Genomic DNA, 16946 nt, shown 5'->3' with positions numbered 1-16946 from the left:
AATGCCGCGTCGCCCGTTGGCCGGAATTCAGCACTGTAAGAAAGATTATTGAACGTCAACTAGTTCCACTTCAAAGCGCAGGGGCGAATTGGCCGGAATGTCGGCACCCGCGCCACGGGTACCGTAGGCCAGCGACGAAGGAATGAGCAAAATGGCGCGGCTGCCCTTGTTGAGCAGGGCAATGCCCTCGTCCCAACCCGGAATCACAGCACCCTGGCCGAGGGGGAAGTCAATCGGCTTGCCAGCTTTGTCCGACGAGTCGAACTGCTTGCCGCTGAGCAGCGTGCCGTTGTAGTTCACGCTCACGGTCTGGCCGGCTTTGGCCGTAGCGCCGGTGCCGGGCTTCAGCACCTGATAGTAGATGCCCGAGGGCGTCTTCTGCACGGTGAGGCCGTTTTTCTTGATGTACTCCTGGAGCACGGCATCATCTTTTTTCAGCTGAGCCTGCACTTCGGGAGCAGCCATGGCCTTCGCCTGGGCATCCTTCTGAGCCTGCATCTGCTTGGCGTACTCGGGCGAGGCCATGCGCTGCTTCAACTGAGCGGCCATAGCACGCTTCTGCAGCTCGGGCTGCATAGCCTGGGCTTCGGCTTGGGTGATGAGCTTGTCGGTGGTCGATACGAACATCTGCACCACGTTGCCGCCTTTGCGCAAGAACGGAGGCACGGGCTGGCCCGACTTGGGCTTGATGAGCGAATCGACCTGGAAGCGGAACACGCCGCTGTCGCCGGGCTGGAGCATGGACAACGCCTCGTCGGGCATGCCTTTCTGCTTCAGCTCCTGCAGGGGCAGGGGCACGGGCAGGCCCACGTCGCGGCGGGTGTTCTGGAGCACCGAGTCCTTGCCGGTGCGGTACTGCATGTTGCCGAGCAGGAACTTGCCCACACGGTCTTTGTAGGTCGGGTCGCCGTCGGGGCCGATTTCGCGGCGCTCGTAGCTGCTGCCGACTTTCTTAAAAATCTTGTATTCGATGCCGGACTTGGTTTTGGCAAAGTCACCCCCGCCTTTGTTGCAGGCGGTGAGGGAAGCGAAGCTCAGCACGCCGGCCGCCAGGGCCAGCTGCCGCGCAGAGCGGGAGGAAAAACGCATGAAAATTAAAAAAGTGAGAGTCAGATAGGGTTCAAAGTTACGCTACCGGCGGCGCTACGGCAGCGGGCACACCCGTTAATTGCTCCTTGTACTCCGGTAGGATGCTGAGGAAGCGGTCCACGGTTGCATCAAGGGACAGGTAGCTGATGCCGCCAGCGGCATTGTGGTGCCCACCGCCGTCGAAGTGCTTGCGCGAGAAGTCACTGACAGAGAAGCTGCCCACCGAGCGGAAAGAAATTTTGACGGCCACGCCACGGTCGATGAAAACGGCCGCGAACTTGATGCCCTCGATGCTCAGCGCGTAGTTTACCAGGCCTTCGGTGTCGCCGGTTTTGCTCTGGTACTGGCGCAGCTCGTCCTGCGTGATGGCGATATAGGCCGTGTTGAACTCGCGGTTCACCACCAGCTTGTCTTTCAACACGAAGCCCAGAAAGCGCAGGCGGATTTCGGAATGCGAGTCGTATATGCGGCGGTGCACCGACGATAAATCGATGTTCACCTTCAGCAGCTCGGCGATAATCAAATGCACGTTGCGCGAGGTGCTGGGGTGGCGGAACGAGCCCGTATCGGTCATAATGCCCGCGTACAGCGCTTCGCCCATGCCCTTGGTGATGAGGTCCTGGTCGCCCAGGTCGCGGATGATTTCAAAGATTAGCTCGGCCGTAGCCGCCGCCGAGGGTACCGAAAACGTGATATCGGCAAAGTCCTCGGGCTCCTGGTGGTGGTCGACCAGCACCTTAGTAGCGCTGGCTACCCGGATGTATTCGCCCAACTCGTTGATGCGGCCCAGGCAGCTAAAATCGAGGCAGCAGATGACTTCGGCGCGGGCGATGAGGTCGCGCACCTGCCGGTCGTTCTGGCGCTTGTCATAAATAACTACTTCGTCGTTGCCTTCCATCCAATTGAGGAAGGCCGGATAATCAGATGGGGTGACCACCGTGACGTGGTGGCCTTTCTGCTTGAGGTAGCCGGCCCAGGCCAGTGACGAGCCCAGCGCGTCGGCGTCGGGTTTGTGGTGGGTGGTGATAACAACCTGCTTGGGCTGCGCCAGCAACGCTTGCAGCGCGGAAATTGAACTAGACATCGACAACGTGAATGGCCCGGAAACGGAACTGAGGGCCGGTGGCTTACGAATAATTGGGGCGGCAAAAGTCGGCATAAATCCGTTCCCAACAACGCACTGCCTCCGGAAGGTTCTCTCTGAGTATCTCAACAGCCGGCCAGACTCGGTCAAAGCAACCCGTGGGCTTTGGTGCTACTTTTGTGGCTCAATAATATTTTCAACACCCAATTCTCCCCCGACCAACGCAATGGCCACCAACCGCACATTCACGATGATTAAGCCCGATGCCGTTCAGGAAAACCACATTGGTGGCATCCTGAGCATGATTGAGGCCGGCGGCTTCCGCATCGTGGAGCTCCAGAAAATCAACCTCACCGCCGAGCGCGCGGGCCAGTTCTACGCCGTGCACGCCGAGCGTCCGTTCTACAACGACCTCGTGAAATACATGTCGAGCGGCCCCATCGTGGCAGCCATTCTCGAAAAAGAAAATGCTGTAGCTGACTTCCGCACCCTCATCGGCGCTACCAACCCGGCCAATGCCGAGGAAGGCACCATCCGGAAGAAGTACGCCAAGAGCATCGAAGCCAACGCCGTGCACGGTTCGGATTCGGACGAAAATGCTCAGATTGAAGGCGAGTTCTTCTTCGGCAACAAGTAATTCCGGCCGCCGCAAGGCAGCAAAAAGCCCGTTCTGCGATGCAGAGCGGGCTTTTTCTTTATACCAAAAACAGACTGTTTTTATACCAATCTTGTATTGTTGAGCTTACTTATGCCTGCTCCACCGAGAGCAACGAGTTGGCTGGCGTAGCTTCCTCAACCGGCTGCGTGGTGTGCTTGTGCTTGAAGATAAACACGAACAGCACGGCAATAACCAGCGAATAGCCAGCGAACGTGAGCCAGATGCTGTGCCAGTCCTTCACGCCGTTGGCATCGGTGAAGTAGTGCTGGATGATGAGGCCGCTAAGCGAGCTGCCCAGTACGGCCCCGAAGCCGTTGGTCATCATCATAAACAAGCCCTGCGCGCTGGCCCGGATGCTGGGCTGCGTCTGGGTTTCGACGAACAGTGAGCCCGAGATGTTGAAGAAGTCGAAAGCCATGCCGTACACAATGCACGAGAGAATAATCATCCAGAGGCCCTGGCCGGGGTTGCCGTAGGCGAACAGGCCGAAGCGCAGCACCCAGGCAATCATGCTGAAGAGCATCACCTGCTTGATGCCAAAGCGGCGCAGGAAGAACGGAATGGCAAGGATGAACAGCGTTTCCGAAATCTGCGAGATGGACATGATGATGGCCGGGTACTTTACCGTCAGGGTTTCCTGGTAGGCCGGACTCTTGTCGAAATCGTGCAGGAAAGTGTCGCCGTAGGCGTTGGTGAGCTGCAGCGCGGCACCCAGCAAAAGGGCGAAGAGGAAGAACGTGAGCATCTTGCGGTCGCGCAGAATGGCGAACGACTTAAGGCCGAGGATTTCGGCCAGGTTCTGGCTCGACGTGCTGGCCGACTGGGGCGGGCAGGCGGGCAGCGTGAACGAGTAGATGCCCAGCAGAATGGCCGCACCGGCCGCCACGTAGAACTGGCTGGCCGATTTCTCGAAGCCCAGCAGGCTTACCGTCCACATGGCCACGATGAAGCCGACGGTGCCCCACACCCGAATGGGCGGGTAGTCCTTTACCACATCAAGCCCCTGCCGTTTAAGAATGGAATACGACACGGCAATGGACAGCGCCAGCGTGGGCATGTAGAAAATCATGTTCAGCAGGATAACCCAGAAAAACGTACCGGGGTCCGTTACCTGCGGGATGGCGCACAGCACGAGGCCGCCCAGAATGTGCAGCACGCCGTAGAGCTTTTCGGCGTTCACGTACTTATCGGCCACGATGCCCATGAGCGAGGGCATGAAGATGGAAGCAATGCCCATGGTCGAGAAAATGGCGCCAAACTGGGCACCGGACCATTGCTTCGTTTGAAACCAATAAGCGCCAATCGTAATCAGCCACGAGCCCCAGATGAAGAACTGGAGGAAACTCAGGACAGTAAGGCGCAGCTTCGTATTCATGCGGGAACGGGGCAAAAGGGGGTGGGATGAGACAAATGCAAGCGCGGCGCACGAGCCACGACCGTCAAAGATAAATAAAAAAGCCCCTGCGAAGCGCCCGGTGGGGGACGAGCTTCGCAGGGGCTTCAATTAGCCGCTGGGGGCAGTTTTACGCCTCGTAGGTGGGCGAGAACGTGCCGGCGGGCTGGCCATCGGCTGTGGGGTAGTCGGTGTAGCCGTCGGCGAAACCGTTGGGGCCGGGGGCGTAGTAGGTGGCTTGGTCGCTCTCAGCCAGGGGCAGGCCTTTTTCGAGGCGCTCAACCAGGTCAGGGTTCGAGATGAACGGGCGGCCGATGGCCACGAGGTCGGCGTTGCCGGCGAGGGCGGCGTCAATCTGCTCCACGGTGGTGTAGCCGCCGCTCAGGATGAGCGTGTTGGTGAATTTCTGGCGGATGAGCGGCACTACTTCGGCCGGTACGGCGGGCGCGCCCATGCTCTGGTGGTCGACGAGGTGTACATACACAACACCGATTTTTTGCAGCTCCTCGGCCAGGTAGGCGTAGGTTTCGTCAATCTCGGGGTAGTTCGGCTGGTCGTTGAACACGCCCCAGGGCGACAGACGGATGCCGGTGCGCTCAGGGCCGATGGCTTCGGCCACGGCTTTGGTTACTTCGAGCACGAAGCGGGCGCGGTTCTGGATGCTGCCGCCGTACTCGTCGGTGCGCTGGTTGCTGGCGGGGTTCAGAAATTGCTCCAGCAGGTAGCCGTTGGCACCGTGTAGCTCCACACCATCGAAACCGGCTTCGAGGGCCAGCTTGGCACTGTTTACATACTCGTCGCGCACGCGGGCCAACTCGTCGGTGTGCAGGGCGCGAGGCGTGGGCTGGTCCTGCATCTGCTGCTGGTCGGTCCACATCTGGCCCTGGGCAGCCACGGCCGAAGGGGCAATGCCTTCGGCACCTTCGGGCAGGTTGAGGGGGTGGAACACGCGGCCGGCGTGCATCAGCTGCACGAAAATGTGGCCGCCGTGGTGGTGCACGGTTTCGGTGATGCGCTGCCAGTTAGTAACGTGCTCGGCGTTGAACAGGCCGGGAATACGGGCGTAGCCCAGACCATCGGCCGACGGCGAAACGCCTTCGGTGATGATGAGGCCGGCGGTGGCGCGCTGGCGGTAGTACTCGGCCATCAACTCGTTGGGCACGTTGCCCAGGGCGCGGCTGCGCGTCATGGGGGCCATTACGATGTGATTGGTGAGGGTGAGGTTGCCCAGTTTGGCGGGCTCAAAGGCTTTGCTTGACATAAGTGCGATTTAAGTGGCGTCGTGCGTGAGTCGCCGGGTTTGATGAAACGCGGTGATAAAGCAGGTACGTACACGAATTGTTTTCGACTGATTTTCACAAGCTGACTTCGCAATAAAAAAAGGCCCGCCTCCTGATGGAGACGGGCCTTTTCGGCAAGAATTATAAACCTGCGCTACCGAAACTAGGCAGCGTACGCCTCGGCGTAGCGGCGGTTCACTTCATCCCAGTTGATGATGTTGAAGAACGCGGCGATGTAGTCGGGGCGACGGTTCTGGTACTTCAGGTAATAAGCGTGCTCCCAAACGTCGAGGCCGAGGATGGGCATGCCCTTGCAGCCCGACTCGGGCATCAGCGGGTTGTCTTGGTTCGGGGTCGAGCAGATTTGCACCGAGCCATCGGGCTGCTTGCACAGCCACGCCCAGCCCGAGCCGAAGCGCGTGGTGGCGGCTTTGGTGAATTCTTCCTTGAATTTATCGAACGTGCCGAACGCCTTGGTGATGGCTTCGCCTACCGCGCCGGTGGCCGGGCCGCCGCCGTTAGGCGAGAGGATGGTCCACCACAGCGAGTGGTTGTAGTGGCCACCGCCGTTGTTGCGCACGGCCACCGGAGCCTTGGCAATGTTGTGCAGGATTTCCTCAATGGTCTGGTTTTCCATCTCCGTGCCCGCGATGGCCGCGTTCAGGTTGGTCACATAAGCCTGGTGGTGCTTGCTGTGGTGGATTTCCATGGTCTGCGCGTCAAACGTGGGTTCGAGCGCATCGTAAGCGTACGGAAGTTTCGGGAGTTCGAAAGCCATAATAAAAAGGGTTTGGGTGGTGAAGAGTACGTGAAATGGACAGGGCTAAAACAGCCAGAACAGCGGCTGGTTCGGGCCGCTGCTCATTCAATATCAAAAGTAGATTATTTACGCTTTAAAGTGAAGAATCGCCGCATCAAGGCCGCACATTCTTCGGCTAGCACGCCACCGCGCAGCTTGGTGCGCGGGTGCAATAGCGCCCCATGCCGCCGGAAGCCTACTTTCGGCTCATCGGCCCCGAACACCACGGCCTTCACCTGCGCCCAATAGCTGGCCCCGGCGCACATCACGCAGGGCTCGATGGTGACGTAAAGGGTGCAATCGGCCAGGTATTTATTGCCGAGGTAATTGGCGGCGGCCGTCAGGGCCAGCATTTCGGCGTGGGCGGTTACGTCGCGCAGGCGCTCGGTCTGGTTGTAGCCCCGGCCGATTATCTGGTTTTCAAACACGACGACGGCCCCGATGGGGATTTCATCGGCGGCGAAGGCTTTTTCGGCCTCAGCCAGCGCCTGGGCCATAAAATAGTCGTCGGTAGGCACGACTTACTTCTTCATCACAATAGCTCCCATCACGGCCTGGGCCGTGGGCTGCCACTGCGCCTGCTCCTCGGCCGGGGCCACAAAGGTGAAGACGTACAATTGCGTGCCCTCAATGGCGTATTGCACGGTCTGGTAGCGTTTGATAGGGGCCAGCTGGCTGCCCGTGCGCTTGCTATCAGCCACCGTCGAAACGAATTCGAAGTAGATGAAATCGCGGCCATTCACGGTCCGAATGTCTTCCTTGATAAAGTCGACTTTGGTATAAAGCCGCTGGATGCTGGACTTGTAAATCTTAATCAGCACGCCGTAATCGAAGCTTTCGAACGTGGTTGGGCGCACGGCCACACTGAAATCCACGCGCCCGCTGGGGTTGGAAAACACGGCCAGCGGCTTGCGCGGCGAGGGGTATTTCACGGCAATGCCGTCGTCGGGCAGCGGCGCGAAGCCTACCGGCACGCCCACGCTCAGCGTGGAAGCCAGCTTCACGGTGGTGAGCTTGGGCTTGGGCGCGAAGGCCGTGAGGCCAAAAAACAACAGCAGGAGGGAGACGAATTTCATAGCAGAGGGTATATAAACGATAACAAAGAACGTCATGCTGAGCGCAGCCGAAGCATCTCTACCGCAATAGTAAAATTGATTACTTGCGCGGTAGAGATGCTTCGGCTGCGCTCAGCATGACGTTCCGGTTATTCCAGAATGACCAGCCAAACTACCGACGAATGGTGGGGTACTTAATCCGCACCTTCTTCCAGTACACGTAGTTGCCGGTTTTGGCTTCTACCAAATAGGTGCCGGCCGGAATCTTGCCCAGGTTCACGGGCGCGCCGGTGTTGTTGGCGGGGTCCAGCTCGGTCTGGTACATCACCTTGTTTTTGTAGTCGGTCATCACCAGCGTGCCGGGTTTGGTGAACTGCTGGGTGAAGCTGAGCAGGATATCGGTTGAGTTTGCCTTGGGGAAAACGTCGATGCCCGACAGCGTTTCGATGCGTTTGATGGGGCCGTCGAGCGTCACGGCATCCGTCGTGCCCTTCGATTTGATGACGGTGCCCGAGGCATCCGACTTGCTCTTGGTCTTGATTTTGGTTTGGGCCTGCGCGGAGCCGGCTGCTAAGAGGGCGGCGGCCAGGGCGAGAGCGGGGAGGAATTTCATGAGGGTTTTGAAGGGATTGAGAAGACAAAGGAACGCAGTTGCTAACGCCCTTTGCATACTCCGTACCAAAAACGGCCGGGTCGGGTTGCCGCTGCGGCTATTGGGGCGTGCCAATGAAGTTGCGGAGCCTGGCGTGTTTCTATAGGTGCCTGAAACCTGGGTTGCGGGCACTTTGTATTTCTATAGGTGCCTGAAACCTGGGTTGCGGGCACTTTGTATTTCTATAGGTGCCTGAAACCCGGGTTGCGGGCACTTTGTATTTCTATGGGTGCCTGAAACCTGAGCTACAGAGCCGCAAGAGTTTCTGCTGATGCCTGTATGGCGTTTTTCAAGGCACTATGCATTTGTATGGGTGTCTGAAAAACGTTTTCCAAGGCACCGTGCATTTGTGTGGGTGCCTGAAAAACGGTTTTCGGGCATTAACGCATTTGTCGAGGCTCCTGTGAACGTCTAAATGGGGCTTTGTAGAAAAGCAAGGCCTAAGAATCGTGCGGCAGGCCCGGCCGCAAGGCCTAACTTTGCCCAAAACCCTATTGCCATGCTACGTACTCACACCTGCGGCGAGCTCCGCCCCGAACACATTGGTCAAACCGTCACCCTTTGCGGCTGGGTGCAGCGCACCCGCGACAAGGGTGCCATCCTCTGGATTGACCTGCGCGACCGGTACGGCCTCACCCAAATCACCCTCGAAGAAGGCGTAGAGGCCGAAGCCGTGCGCGAAACCGCCCGCCAGCTCGGCCGCGAGTTCGTGCTGAGCGTGACCGGCAAGGTATCAGAACGCTACTCCAAAAACGACAAAATCCCGACCGGCGGCATCGAAATTCGCCCCGAGAAAGTCGAGATTCTGAACCCCGCCAAGCTGCCGCCCTTCCTCATCGAAGACGACACCGATGGCGGCGACGACCTGCGGATGAAGTACCGCTACCTCGACCTGCGCCGCACCCCGGTGCGCAACAACCTTATGCTGCGCCACAAAATGGCCCAGGCCGTGCGCCGTTACCTCGATGGCCAGGACTTCATCGAAGTCGAAACGCCCGTGCTCATCAAGTCTACGCCCGAAGGCGCGCGCGATTTCGTGGTGCCCTCGCGGATGAACCCCGGCGAATTCTACGCCCTGCCGCAGTCGCCCCAGACATTTAAGCAGCTGCTCATGGTGTCGGGTTTCGACCGCTACTTCCAAATCGTGAAGTGCTTCCGCGACGAAGACCTGCGCGCCGACCGCCAGCCCGAATTCACGCAGATTGACTGCGAAATGGCCTTCGTGACCCAGGAAGACATCCTCGACATGTTCGAAGGCCTGGTGCGCTACCTGTTCAAGGAAATCAAAAGCCTCGATTTTCCCACCGTGCCCCGCATGACCTACGCCGACGCCATGCGCGACTACGGCAACGACAAGCCCGACACCCGCTTCGAGATGAAGTTCGCCGACCTCACCGCCACCGTGAAGGGCCAGGGCTTCCCCGTTTTCGACGGTGCCGAGCTGGTGCTGGGCATCAACGCCGCCACCTGCGCCGCCTACACCCGCAAGCAAATCGACGAACTGACCGAGTGGGTGAAGCGCCCGCAAATCGGCGCCACCGGCCTCGTCTACGCCCGAGTGGAGGCCGACGGCCAGGTGAAATCCTCAGTCGACAAATTCTACTCGCAGGACGAATTGCAGAAGTGGAAAGCCGCATTCAACGCCAACCCCGGCGACCTCATCCTGCTGCTGGCCGGCCCCGAAGCCAAAACCCGCAAAGCCATGAGCGAGTTGCGTCTCGAAATGGGCCGCCGCCTCGGCTTGCGCGACCCCAACTCGTTCTCGCCGCTGTGGGTGATTGACTTCCCGCTGCTCGAATTCAGCGAAGAGGAAAACCGCCACTTCGCCATGCACCACCCCTTCACCTCGCCCAAACCCGAGGATTTGGCCCTGCTCGACAACCCCGAAACCATCGGCCAGACCCGCGCCAACGCCTACGACCTCGTGATAAACGGCGTGGAAATCGGCGGCGGCTCCATCCGCATCCACGACCGCGCCGTGCAGGCCCGCATGTTCTCGCTGCTCGGCTTCACTCCCGAAGAGGCCCAGGCCCAGTTCGGCTTCCTGCTCGACGCCTTCGAGTACGGCGCGCCGCCCCACGGCGGCCTCGCCTTTGGCTTCGACCGCCTCTGCAGCCTCTTCGGCGGCTCCGACAGCATCCGCGACTTTATCGCCTTTCCGAAGAACAACTCAGGGCGTGATGTAATGATTGACTCGCCCTCGCCGATTTCGGACGTGCAGCTGAAGGAACTGAGTATCGCCACGGCGGTAGTGGCGAAGTAGGTTTTTTGAATCGTCAGCAATAAAAAAAGCGGCGACTGATACTTCAGTCGCCGCTTTTTTTATTGCTGACGATTCATCGTAAGTAGCTCATTCTTTGATGCACCTACTGCAAATGGGTAGGTATCTACAAGGGCCAGTATTGGTGCCCCCAAATCAACCGTTTACCGGGCAATCAGGGCCCTTGAACGAACGGCTACCCCATTTGGGCGAAGTTGAAAATCCGACCCTGCCTCAGTCTAGTAGGTTTGTATCAGTTAACCACTTCAACACTCGCATATATGTCCAAGCTGTACATCTTCGCCGCCGTTTTCCTGTTCTGGAGCGCCCTTGCTGCTTCCCTGATGCAAGTGCAACTGGTGGCTTCGCCGATGCACAAGATGCGGGTGCCCACCTACCGTTCCATGCCCGTTCGCTCCACGGTTATCGCGCAGGTGAACACGACTACTACTGCTGTTGCCTACAATTAATTATCATCTGTAGGCTATTCTATCATCTGTAGGCTATTCTATTCGACAAATAAGTTGTTATAAATTAAAGCTAAGCTCAAACAGCAGCGCCGAACCTGACAGGTTCGGCGCTGCTGTTTTGGAGGATACAGGAATAAGCTGCCGTACAGTTCGATTAAAGCCACGCCATATTTTCCTTGAAATCGACCGGGTACATATTGAGGTATTGCACGATGCGCGGGTAGGTGCCGTGGTTCGGGCTGCTCCCGTGCGGCAGGGCGTGGTGCCAGATAACAAAATCGCCGGCTTCGGCCGCGATGGGCATGGCCAGCGCGTCCAGATTCACCCGGCGCGGGTCGGTGCCGGCGGGCAGCGCGGCCAGCCAGCCCTCCAGCGTGCGGTGGAAGCCCGGCACGCAGCAGAACGCGCCCTGCTCAGCCGGCGTGTCGCACAGATACAATAGTCCCTGCGTACCGAAGTGCAACGGCGGCTCCAGGCTCATGTCCCAATGCAGATGCGGCCCCTGGAAATGGTAGGTAGCGGTTTCGGGCGGATTAAAGCTGGTGCGGTCGGTAGTTTTCCATAAGTCGGCCGTTTGCCACAACTGGGCGAAAGCTTTCTGAATTCGCTTCGACTGGCGGTTTTCGCGCAGGGTTGGATGATGGTAAAAATCCATCATAATGCCCTTGCCAATGGGCTTCTCATACCAGGTTGCCGGGTTCTGTGGGTCCATTCCAAGCACTTCCCACACGGCTTCTTCAGTCGCCCGCGCCTGTTCTTTCGAAACGGCTGCGCGCAAGATGACGTAGCCATGCTCGTCCCAGAAAGCTAAATCTTCCGCGCTCAGCACGTTCTCCTCGCCCTCAATTTCGCGGAGATTCTGCTTCAGGCTCTCCGGATAAGGTTGCTGAGAAATGATGCTGTTGAGGCGTTCGATTTGTAGTGGGTCAATCTGCCCGTTATTCTTGGCCAGAATCCAGTTTTCAAACTCCGTAAAGCTCGGGGCCGCCTGCATCAGGTAGCGCGTAGTTTCTTCCAGCGGCAGGCAAAGCCCGTTCAGAATCAGGTTGTCAAAACGCCAGTTCCGTTCATCTTGCTCGATAAACACACCATGCCGCTTCGCCAACGAATGTGACCAAAAGCGCTTTAAGTGCCGTACGCCCAGTGCTCCAATTTCTTCTGCGCTGGCAAGTGCGTCTTGAGTATTCATCGGCTGTTAGAATGGCTGTAAACGGTTAAGACAACTGCACCCTACGTCCAGTCTGCAGCAAATTACGAGCAGGCATAAAAAAACCGGCAGCTGAAATTTCAGCTGCCGGTTTTTTTAAATCGACGATAATTAGAAATTCCGCTCGCCCGTTTCGCGCTTGCCCAGCATCACCGAGCCCACCATAGCGGCCAGCAGCAGAATAGAAGCCAACTCAAATGGCAGCGCATATTCCTTGAACAGCACCATGCCCAGGCGGTCAACCATGCCAATCTGCGAATCGAAGCTGGTGGGGTCGTAGCCAGCCGGGCTCACGTTGCGCAACGCGGCTACCAGAATCAGCAGCAGCGAACCACCGGCAATGGCGGCCGCGAACTTAGCTAGAGCCGGCTTGTGCGGCTCCGTGTCCTCGTTCAGGTTCAGGAACATAATCACGAACAGGAACAGCACCATAATGGCCCCAGCATACACGATGATGTTCACCGCCGCCAGAAACTGCGCGTTCAACAGCAGGTAATGGCCCGAAAGCGTGAAGAACGTGAGGATGAGAAACAGGACGCTGTGCACCGGGTTTTTGGCCAGCACCACGCCCAATGCACTCAGCAGGGCCACGAACGAGAGAAAGAGGAAGAGGGACATGAGCAGTAGCGCGGGCTTTTAGCCCGCGAGTGGGATGAAGACAGATAATCAGTCGCGGACTAAAAGTCCGCGCTACATTATGCGATTTGCGCGCGCAGTTTGTCGGCTTGCTCGGGCGTGAGCTGGATGCCGCGCTTCGAGCGGTTATCCGGCGTCACGGGCTCCACCAACCGGTCTTTGCCGTAGATGAACTCGTCACGCTCGAAGCGCGGCGGGGCCATTTTATCGGCTTGCAGATACACGGCGGCTTTCGGGCAGGCTTCTTCGCACAGGCCGCAGAAGATGCAGCGCAGCATGTTGATTTCGTAGCTGACGGCGTATTTCTCCTCGCGGTAGAGGCCTTCCTCGCCTTTTTTGCGCTCGCCAGCCACCATTGTAATGGCTTCGGCAGGGCAGGCCACGGCGCAGAGGCCGCAGGCGGTGCAACGCTCCCGGCCGGCTTCGTCGCGCTTCAGCACGTGCAGGCCGCGGAAAACGGGGGAGAATGGGCGCGTCTCTTCGGGGTAGCGAATGGTGACCTGCTTCTTGGTCGCTGCCCGGAAAAAGTGCTGCATCGTAATCGACAAGCCCTGGAAAATAGCCGGCAGGTATGCCCGCTCGGCCAAGGTCATGGGCTTCTTTTCGAGGACTTTGGCGCGTTTGCTTAAGGATTCCATGAGTCGTTATTTAATTACGCCGAACGTAATCAGGCCGCCCGTGAGCAGGATGTTGAAAATAGCCAAGGGGATGAGGATGGTCCAGCCCAGGCGCATCAGCTGGTCGTAGCGGAAGCGCGGGAGCGTCCAGCGCACCCACATGAAGAAGAAAATGAAACCGAAGATTTTGGCGAACAAGCCCACCAGCCCGAGGATGGTGATGATGTTCTGAGCCGTCACCAGCTCCAGGCCGCGGCTCGATACGAACCAATCGCGCAGCTCATACTGGAATGGGAAGTTGAAGCCGCCAAAATACAGCACGCTCATCACGGCCGAAGCCACGAATACGTTGATGTACTCAGCAAACAGATATAGGCCCATTTTCATGGAGCTATACTCGGTGTGGTAGCCGCCGATGAGCTCGGTTTCGCACTCCGGCAAGTCAAAAGGCGTGCGGTTCGTCTCCGCGAAAGCACAGACGATGAAGATGACAAAACCCAGCGGCTGCTTGGCAATGTTCCAGAAGTGCCACTCGCCTGCTACCGACTGCTGCAAAGTGATTTCGCGCAGCGAGAGCGTACCCGACATCATCAGCACGGCAATCAGGGCGAGGCCCATAGCCAGCTCGTAGCTAATGTTTTGCGAAGCGGCGCGGATGGCACCCAGCAGCGAGAACTTGTTGTTCGATGCCCAACCGCCAATCATGATGCCGTACACGCCCAGCGACACGATGCCGAACACATAGAGCATGCCCACGTTGATTTCGATGCCTTGCAGGTGAATAATGGTATCACCGAACTGCAGGAAGTTGCCGAACGGAATCACCGCCGACGACATCAGGGCCGTGACCATGGCCAGGCAAGGGCCGAAAACGAACAGCGCCCGGTTGGCCCCGGCGGGGAAGAATTCTTCTTTGGTGAAGAGCTTCACGGCATCGGCCAGCGGCTGGAGCAGGCCGAACGGACCGGCGCGGTCCGGGCCCACCCGGTCCTGCAGGAATGCGGCAATTACGCGCTCGGCGTAGGTGCAATACGTGGCAATCAGCAGCGAAATGCCGAAGGTTGCCAGAACGACGAGGCCTTGCCAGCCCAGAGCGGGGAGAGTCATTGATTATGGACGTTTGTCATGCTGAGCGCAGCCGAAGCATCTCGCTCTCATAACTAATTCAATCGATTGGTTTACTACCACACGCGAGATGCCTTGACTACGCTCGGCATGACGTGCTTATTTCTGCTACTTAGTTATTCAAACCTCCCAACCGCAGCGGCGGGTTGCGCTCCAATTCGCGGGTGGTGCTTTCCGGCAAATCCTGAATCACCTGCGGGTTCACCACCGGCAATTCGTAGTGGTTCTGGGCGATAACCGAGGCGCGGCTGATGTGCGCCGGGCCTTCGAGAACCCAGTCCGAAGTTTCCTTTTTGTCGAAGCGGCAGGTGTTGCAAATCCACTCCTTCACTTCGCCATAGGCATCCTTGCGGGCCGTTACGCGGAGTACATCCTTGCCTTTATACCACAACGTTACACGGCCGCCGCACTTGTCGGTGGTGCAGTCGCGATGGGCATCCACGGGTTTCGTAAACCACACGCGCTGTTTAAAGCGGAAAGTTTTATCGGTCAGCGCGCCCACCGGGCACACGTCGATGACGTTGCCGCTGAACTCGTTGTCGATGATGTTCTCGATGTAGGTGCCGATTTCCGAGGCATCGCCTCGGCCCAGCACGCCGTGCACACGCTCGGGCGTGAGCTGGTCGGCGGTGTACACGCAGCGGTAGCACAGGATGCAGCGCGTCATGTGCAACTGTATGAGCGGGCCGATATCGATTTTCTCGAAAGTGCGGCGCTCTTCCTCGTAGCGGGTGGTGCTCACGCCGTGCTCAAAGGCGAAATCCTGCAGGCTGCACTCGCCGGCCTGGTCGCACACCGGGCAGTCAAGCGGGTGGTTGATGAGCAGCATCTCCACGATGCCCTTGCGCACGTCCATCACCTGCTGGTTGATGGTGTTTTCCACCACCATGCCGTCTTGCACCGTGGTGATGCACGAGGCCACGAGCTTGGGCATGGGGCGCGGGTCTTTGGCCGAGCCGGCCGAAACCTTCACCAGGCAGGCGCGGCACTTGCCGCCCGAGCCCTTCAGCGGCGTGTAGTAGCACATGGCGGGCGGCACGATGCCGCCGCCAATCTGGCGGGCCGCGTTCAGGATGGTGGTTCCGTCTGGAACTTCCACCTCAATGCCGTCGAACGTTATTTTAGCCATTGGTATAGTATTGTCATGCTGAGCGGAGTGAAGCATCTTATCACGCCTGCGCAGCTTTTAGTTAGTTATTTCTGACGAAAGCAGCGGTGATAAGATGCTTCCTTCGTCAGCATGACAGCCGTTACGCCAGCACCGCCGCGCCGCGATATGCCGCGCCGGGAGCCGTAGCCTCTTTGGGATTGGTCACGTGCCACTCGAACTCGTGGCGGAAGTGGCGCACCGCAGCCGCTACCGGCCAAGCGGCCGCTTCGCCCAGCGGACAAATGGTGTTGCCTTCAATCTGCTTGGCCACGCTCACCAGCAGGTCGATGTCGTGCATCGAGCCGTGGCCGTGTTCGAGGCGGTGCAATACTTTCTCCATCCAGCCCGTGCCCTCGCGGCAGGGCGAGCACTGCCCACATGACTCGTGGTGGTAGAAGCGTGAGAAATTCCAAGTGTTTTTCACGATGCACGTCGTTTCGTCCATCGCAATAAAGCCGCCCGAGCCCAGCATAGTACCCGTCACGAAACCGCCGTCGCTCAGCGACTCGTAAGTCATGAGGCGGTTTTCGCCAGCGGCGGTTTTCAGGATAAGCTCTTTGGGCAGAATTGGCACAGACGAGCCACCGGCCACTACGGCCTTTAGGTCGCGGCCTTTCCAGATACCGCCGCAATACTCATCGGAGTAAATGAATTCCTCAACGGGCAGGCCCAACTCGATTTCGTAGATGCCGGGCTTGTTCAGGTGACCGCAGGCCGAAATGAGCTTGGTGCCCGTGCTTTTGCCGATGCCGATTTTGGCGTACTCGTCGCCGCCTTCGTTCACGATAACCGGCACCGCCGCAATGGTTTCCACGTTGTTTACCACCGTGGGGCGGGCGTAGAGGCCCTGCACAGCGGGAAATGGCGGCTTATTGCGCGGGTTGCCACGTTTGCCTTCCAGCGACTCCAGCAGCGCGGTTTCTTCGCCGCAGATATAGGCACCGCCACCGGGATGAACGTGCAAATCGAGCGAGTAGCCCGAGCCGAGGATATTCTCGCCCAGGAAACCGGCCGCGTAGGCTTCGGCAATGGCCTTTTCTAGAATACGCAACACGTACAATAACTCGCCGCGGATGTAGATGTAGCTGGTGCGCGCGCCCAAGGCATAGCTGCCCGTAATCATGCCCTCAATCAGCAGATGGGGCAGCTTCGTCATCAGCTGACGGTCTTTGAAGGTGCCAGGCTCCGATTCGTCGGCGTTGCAAACGAGGTAGCGCGGCACGCCCTCCGGCTTGGCCAGGAAGCCCCATTTCATGCCAGCGGGGAAGCCTGCACCGCCGCGCCCGCGTAGGCCCGACTTCTTCACTTCTTCCGTCACTTCGTCGGGCGTCATGGTTTTGAGCGCCTTCTCCACGGAGCGATAGCCGCCGTGCTTGCGGTACACCTCGAAGGTATTGATGCCTTCGACGTTGATATGTTCAGTTAATAGCTTGCGGCCCATAAGATTACGCGTTGTGCTGATGGCCAGCCG

The 16946-nt window shown here is 58.6% G+C and carries 17 protein-coding genes; 3 read left to right on the top strand and 14 right to left on the bottom strand.

What is annotated here, in order from left to right:
* Positions 1-45: 45 nt before the first annotated feature.
* On the bottom strand, positions 46-1089 hold the full coding sequence (locus tag ACYU70_RS10710; RefSeq protein WP_342295858.1) for an FKBP-type peptidyl-prolyl cis-trans isomerase: 1044 nt from the start codon (positions 1087-1089) through the stop codon (positions 46-48).
* 37 nt (positions 1090-1126) lie between these two features.
* Entirely contained in the window at positions 1127-2173 is a 1047-nt protein-coding gene (locus ACYU70_RS10705) for a DHH family phosphoesterase (RefSeq protein ID WP_342295860.1), read from the bottom strand.
* Positions 2174-2399: 226 nt separating this feature from the next.
* Here ACYU70_RS10705 and ACYU70_RS10700 point away from each other — a divergent pair, with 226 nt between their 5' ends.
* The gene (locus ACYU70_RS10700) at positions 2400-2810 is read left to right on the top strand and encodes a nucleoside-diphosphate kinase (protein ID WP_342295861.1); all 411 of its coding nucleotides are present in this window, start codon (positions 2400-2402) and stop codon (positions 2808-2810) included.
* 109 nt (positions 2811-2919) lie between these two features.
* On the opposite strand, the gene ACYU70_RS10695 is transcribed toward ACYU70_RS10700, so the two are convergent.
* The 6 genes from ACYU70_RS10695 to ACYU70_RS10670 form a co-directional block, all read right to left on the bottom strand.
* Positions 2920-4206, bottom strand: a complete 1287-nt coding sequence (locus tag ACYU70_RS10695) for a nucleoside permease (RefSeq protein ID WP_342295863.1) — start codon at positions 4204-4206, stop codon at positions 2920-2922.
* Between the two features lie 148 nt (positions 4207-4354).
* Positions 4355-5485, bottom strand: coding sequence for an alkene reductase (locus tag ACYU70_RS10690; RefSeq protein ID WP_342295865.1), 1131 nt, complete (start codon positions 5483-5485; stop codon positions 4355-4357).
* A 182-nt stretch (positions 5486-5667) separates the two neighbouring features.
* Positions 5668-6282: a superoxide dismutase gene (locus tag ACYU70_RS10685; RefSeq protein WP_342295866.1), complete on the bottom strand. Its 615-nt coding sequence runs from the start codon at positions 6280-6282 to the stop codon at positions 5668-5670.
* 104 nt (positions 6283-6386) lie between these two features.
* Positions 6387-6821 (bottom strand): nucleoside deaminase, encoded by a 435-nt coding sequence (locus ACYU70_RS10680; RefSeq protein WP_342295867.1) that lies wholly within the window; start codon positions 6819-6821, stop codon positions 6387-6389.
* Between the two features lie 3 nt (positions 6822-6824).
* Positions 6825-7379: a hypothetical protein gene (locus ACYU70_RS10675; RefSeq protein ID WP_342295869.1), complete on the bottom strand. Its 555-nt coding sequence runs from the start codon at positions 7377-7379 to the stop codon at positions 6825-6827.
* 151 nt (positions 7380-7530) lie between these two features.
* The gene (locus ACYU70_RS10670; RefSeq protein ID WP_342295871.1) at positions 7531-7971 is read right to left on the bottom strand and encodes a hypothetical protein; all 441 of its coding nucleotides are present in this window, start codon (positions 7969-7971) and stop codon (positions 7531-7533) included.
* Between the two features lie 538 nt (positions 7972-8509).
* Here ACYU70_RS10670 and aspS point away from each other — a divergent pair.
* The gene (gene aspS / locus ACYU70_RS10665) at positions 8510-10273 is read left to right on the top strand and encodes an aspartate--tRNA ligase (protein ID WP_342295873.1); all 1764 of its coding nucleotides are present in this window, start codon (positions 8510-8512) and stop codon (positions 10271-10273) included.
* A 278-nt stretch (positions 10274-10551) separates the two neighbouring features.
* On the top strand, positions 10552-10740 hold the full coding sequence (locus ACYU70_RS10660) for a hypothetical protein (RefSeq protein WP_342295875.1): 189 nt from the start codon (positions 10552-10554) through the stop codon (positions 10738-10740).
* 154 nt (positions 10741-10894) lie between these two features.
* Here the strand turns inward: ACYU70_RS10660 and ACYU70_RS10655 are convergent, their stop codons facing one another.
* The 6 genes from ACYU70_RS10655 to nuoF all read right to left on the bottom strand — a co-directional run bounded on the left by ACYU70_RS10655 (position 10895) and on the right by nuoF (position 16916).
* Positions 10895-11929: a phytanoyl-CoA dioxygenase family protein gene (locus tag ACYU70_RS10655; protein WP_342295877.1), complete on the bottom strand. Its 1035-nt coding sequence runs from the start codon at positions 11927-11929 to the stop codon at positions 10895-10897.
* A 129-nt stretch (positions 11930-12058) separates the two neighbouring features.
* Positions 12059-12565: an NADH-quinone oxidoreductase subunit J family protein gene (locus ACYU70_RS10650; RefSeq protein WP_342295879.1), complete on the bottom strand. Its 507-nt coding sequence runs from the start codon at positions 12563-12565 to the stop codon at positions 12059-12061.
* Between the two features lie 77 nt (positions 12566-12642).
* On the bottom strand, positions 12643-13221 hold the full coding sequence (locus tag ACYU70_RS10645; protein WP_342295881.1) for a NuoI/complex I 23 kDa subunit family protein: 579 nt from the start codon (positions 13219-13221) through the stop codon (positions 12643-12645).
* 6 nt (positions 13222-13227) lie between these two features.
* Positions 13228-14307 carry an NADH-quinone oxidoreductase subunit NuoH gene (gene nuoH, locus ACYU70_RS10640; protein WP_342295883.1) on the bottom strand — a complete coding sequence of 360 codons (1080 nt, stop codon included), beginning with the start codon at positions 14305-14307 and terminating at the stop codon, positions 13228-13230.
* A gap of 130 nt (positions 14308-14437) precedes the next feature.
* The gene (locus ACYU70_RS10635; protein ID WP_342295885.1) at positions 14438-15454 is read right to left on the bottom strand and encodes an NADH-quinone oxidoreductase subunit G; all 1017 of its coding nucleotides are present in this window, start codon (positions 15452-15454) and stop codon (positions 14438-14440) included.
* A gap of 121 nt (positions 15455-15575) precedes the next feature.
* Positions 15576-16916: an NADH-quinone oxidoreductase subunit NuoF gene (gene nuoF, locus ACYU70_RS10630; protein WP_342295887.1), complete on the bottom strand. Its 1341-nt coding sequence runs from the start codon at positions 16914-16916 to the stop codon at positions 15576-15578.
* Positions 16917-16946: the final 30 nt, after the last annotated feature.

The organism is Hymenobacter segetis (assembly GCF_054776495.1).
This window is presented reverse-complemented; position numbering and strand designations above follow the sequence as displayed.

Coding starts and splice junctions, on each gene's coding strand:
- ACYU70_RS10710 (WP_342295858.1), bottom strand. CDS start 1,089: ATGCGTTTTTCCTCCCGCTCTGCGCGGCAGCTGGCCCTGGCGGCCGGC.
- ACYU70_RS10705 (WP_342295860.1), bottom strand. CDS start 2,173: ATGTCTAGTTCAATTTCCGCGCTGCAAGCGTTGCTGGCGCAGCCCAAG.
- ACYU70_RS10700 (WP_342295861.1), top strand. CDS start 2,400: ATGGCCACCAACCGCACATTCACGATGATTAAGCCCGATGCCGTTCAG.
- ACYU70_RS10695 (WP_342295863.1), bottom strand. CDS start 4,206: ATGAATACGAAGCTGCGCCTTACTGTCCTGAGTTTCCTCCAGTTCTTC.
- ACYU70_RS10690 (WP_342295865.1), bottom strand. CDS start 5,485: ATGTCAAGCAAAGCCTTTGAGCCCGCCAAACTGGGCAACCTCACCCTC.
- ACYU70_RS10685 (WP_342295866.1), bottom strand. CDS start 6,282: ATGGCTTTCGAACTCCCGAAACTTCCGTACGCTTACGATGCGCTCGAA.
- ACYU70_RS10675 (WP_342295869.1), bottom strand. CDS start 7,379: ATGAAATTCGTCTCCCTCCTGCTGTTGTTTTTTGGCCTCACGGCCTTC.
- ACYU70_RS10670 (WP_342295871.1), bottom strand. CDS start 7,971: ATGAAATTCCTCCCCGCTCTCGCCCTGGCCGCCGCCCTCTTAGCAGCC.
- aspS (WP_342295873.1), top strand. CDS start 8,510: ATGCTACGTACTCACACCTGCGGCGAGCTCCGCCCCGAACACATTGGT.
- ACYU70_RS10660 (WP_342295875.1), top strand. CDS start 10,552: ATGTCCAAGCTGTACATCTTCGCCGCCGTTTTCCTGTTCTGGAGCGCC.
- ACYU70_RS10655 (WP_342295877.1), bottom strand. CDS start 11,929: ATGAATACTCAAGACGCACTTGCCAGCGCAGAAGAAATTGGAGCACTG.
- ACYU70_RS10650 (WP_342295879.1), bottom strand. CDS start 12,565: ATGTCCCTCTTCCTCTTTCTCTCGTTCGTGGCCCTGCTGAGTGCATTG.
- ACYU70_RS10645 (WP_342295881.1), bottom strand. CDS start 13,221: ATGGAATCCTTAAGCAAACGCGCCAAAGTCCTCGAAAAGAAGCCCATG.
- nuoH (WP_342295883.1), bottom strand. CDS start 14,307: ATGACTCTCCCCGCTCTGGGCTGGCAAGGCCTCGTCGTTCTGGCAACC.
- ACYU70_RS10635 (WP_342295885.1), bottom strand. CDS start 15,454: ATGGCTAAAATAACGTTCGACGGCATTGAGGTGGAAGTTCCAGACGGA.
- nuoF (WP_342295887.1), bottom strand. CDS start 16,916: ATGGGCCGCAAGCTATTAACTGAACATATCAACGTCGAAGGCATCAAT.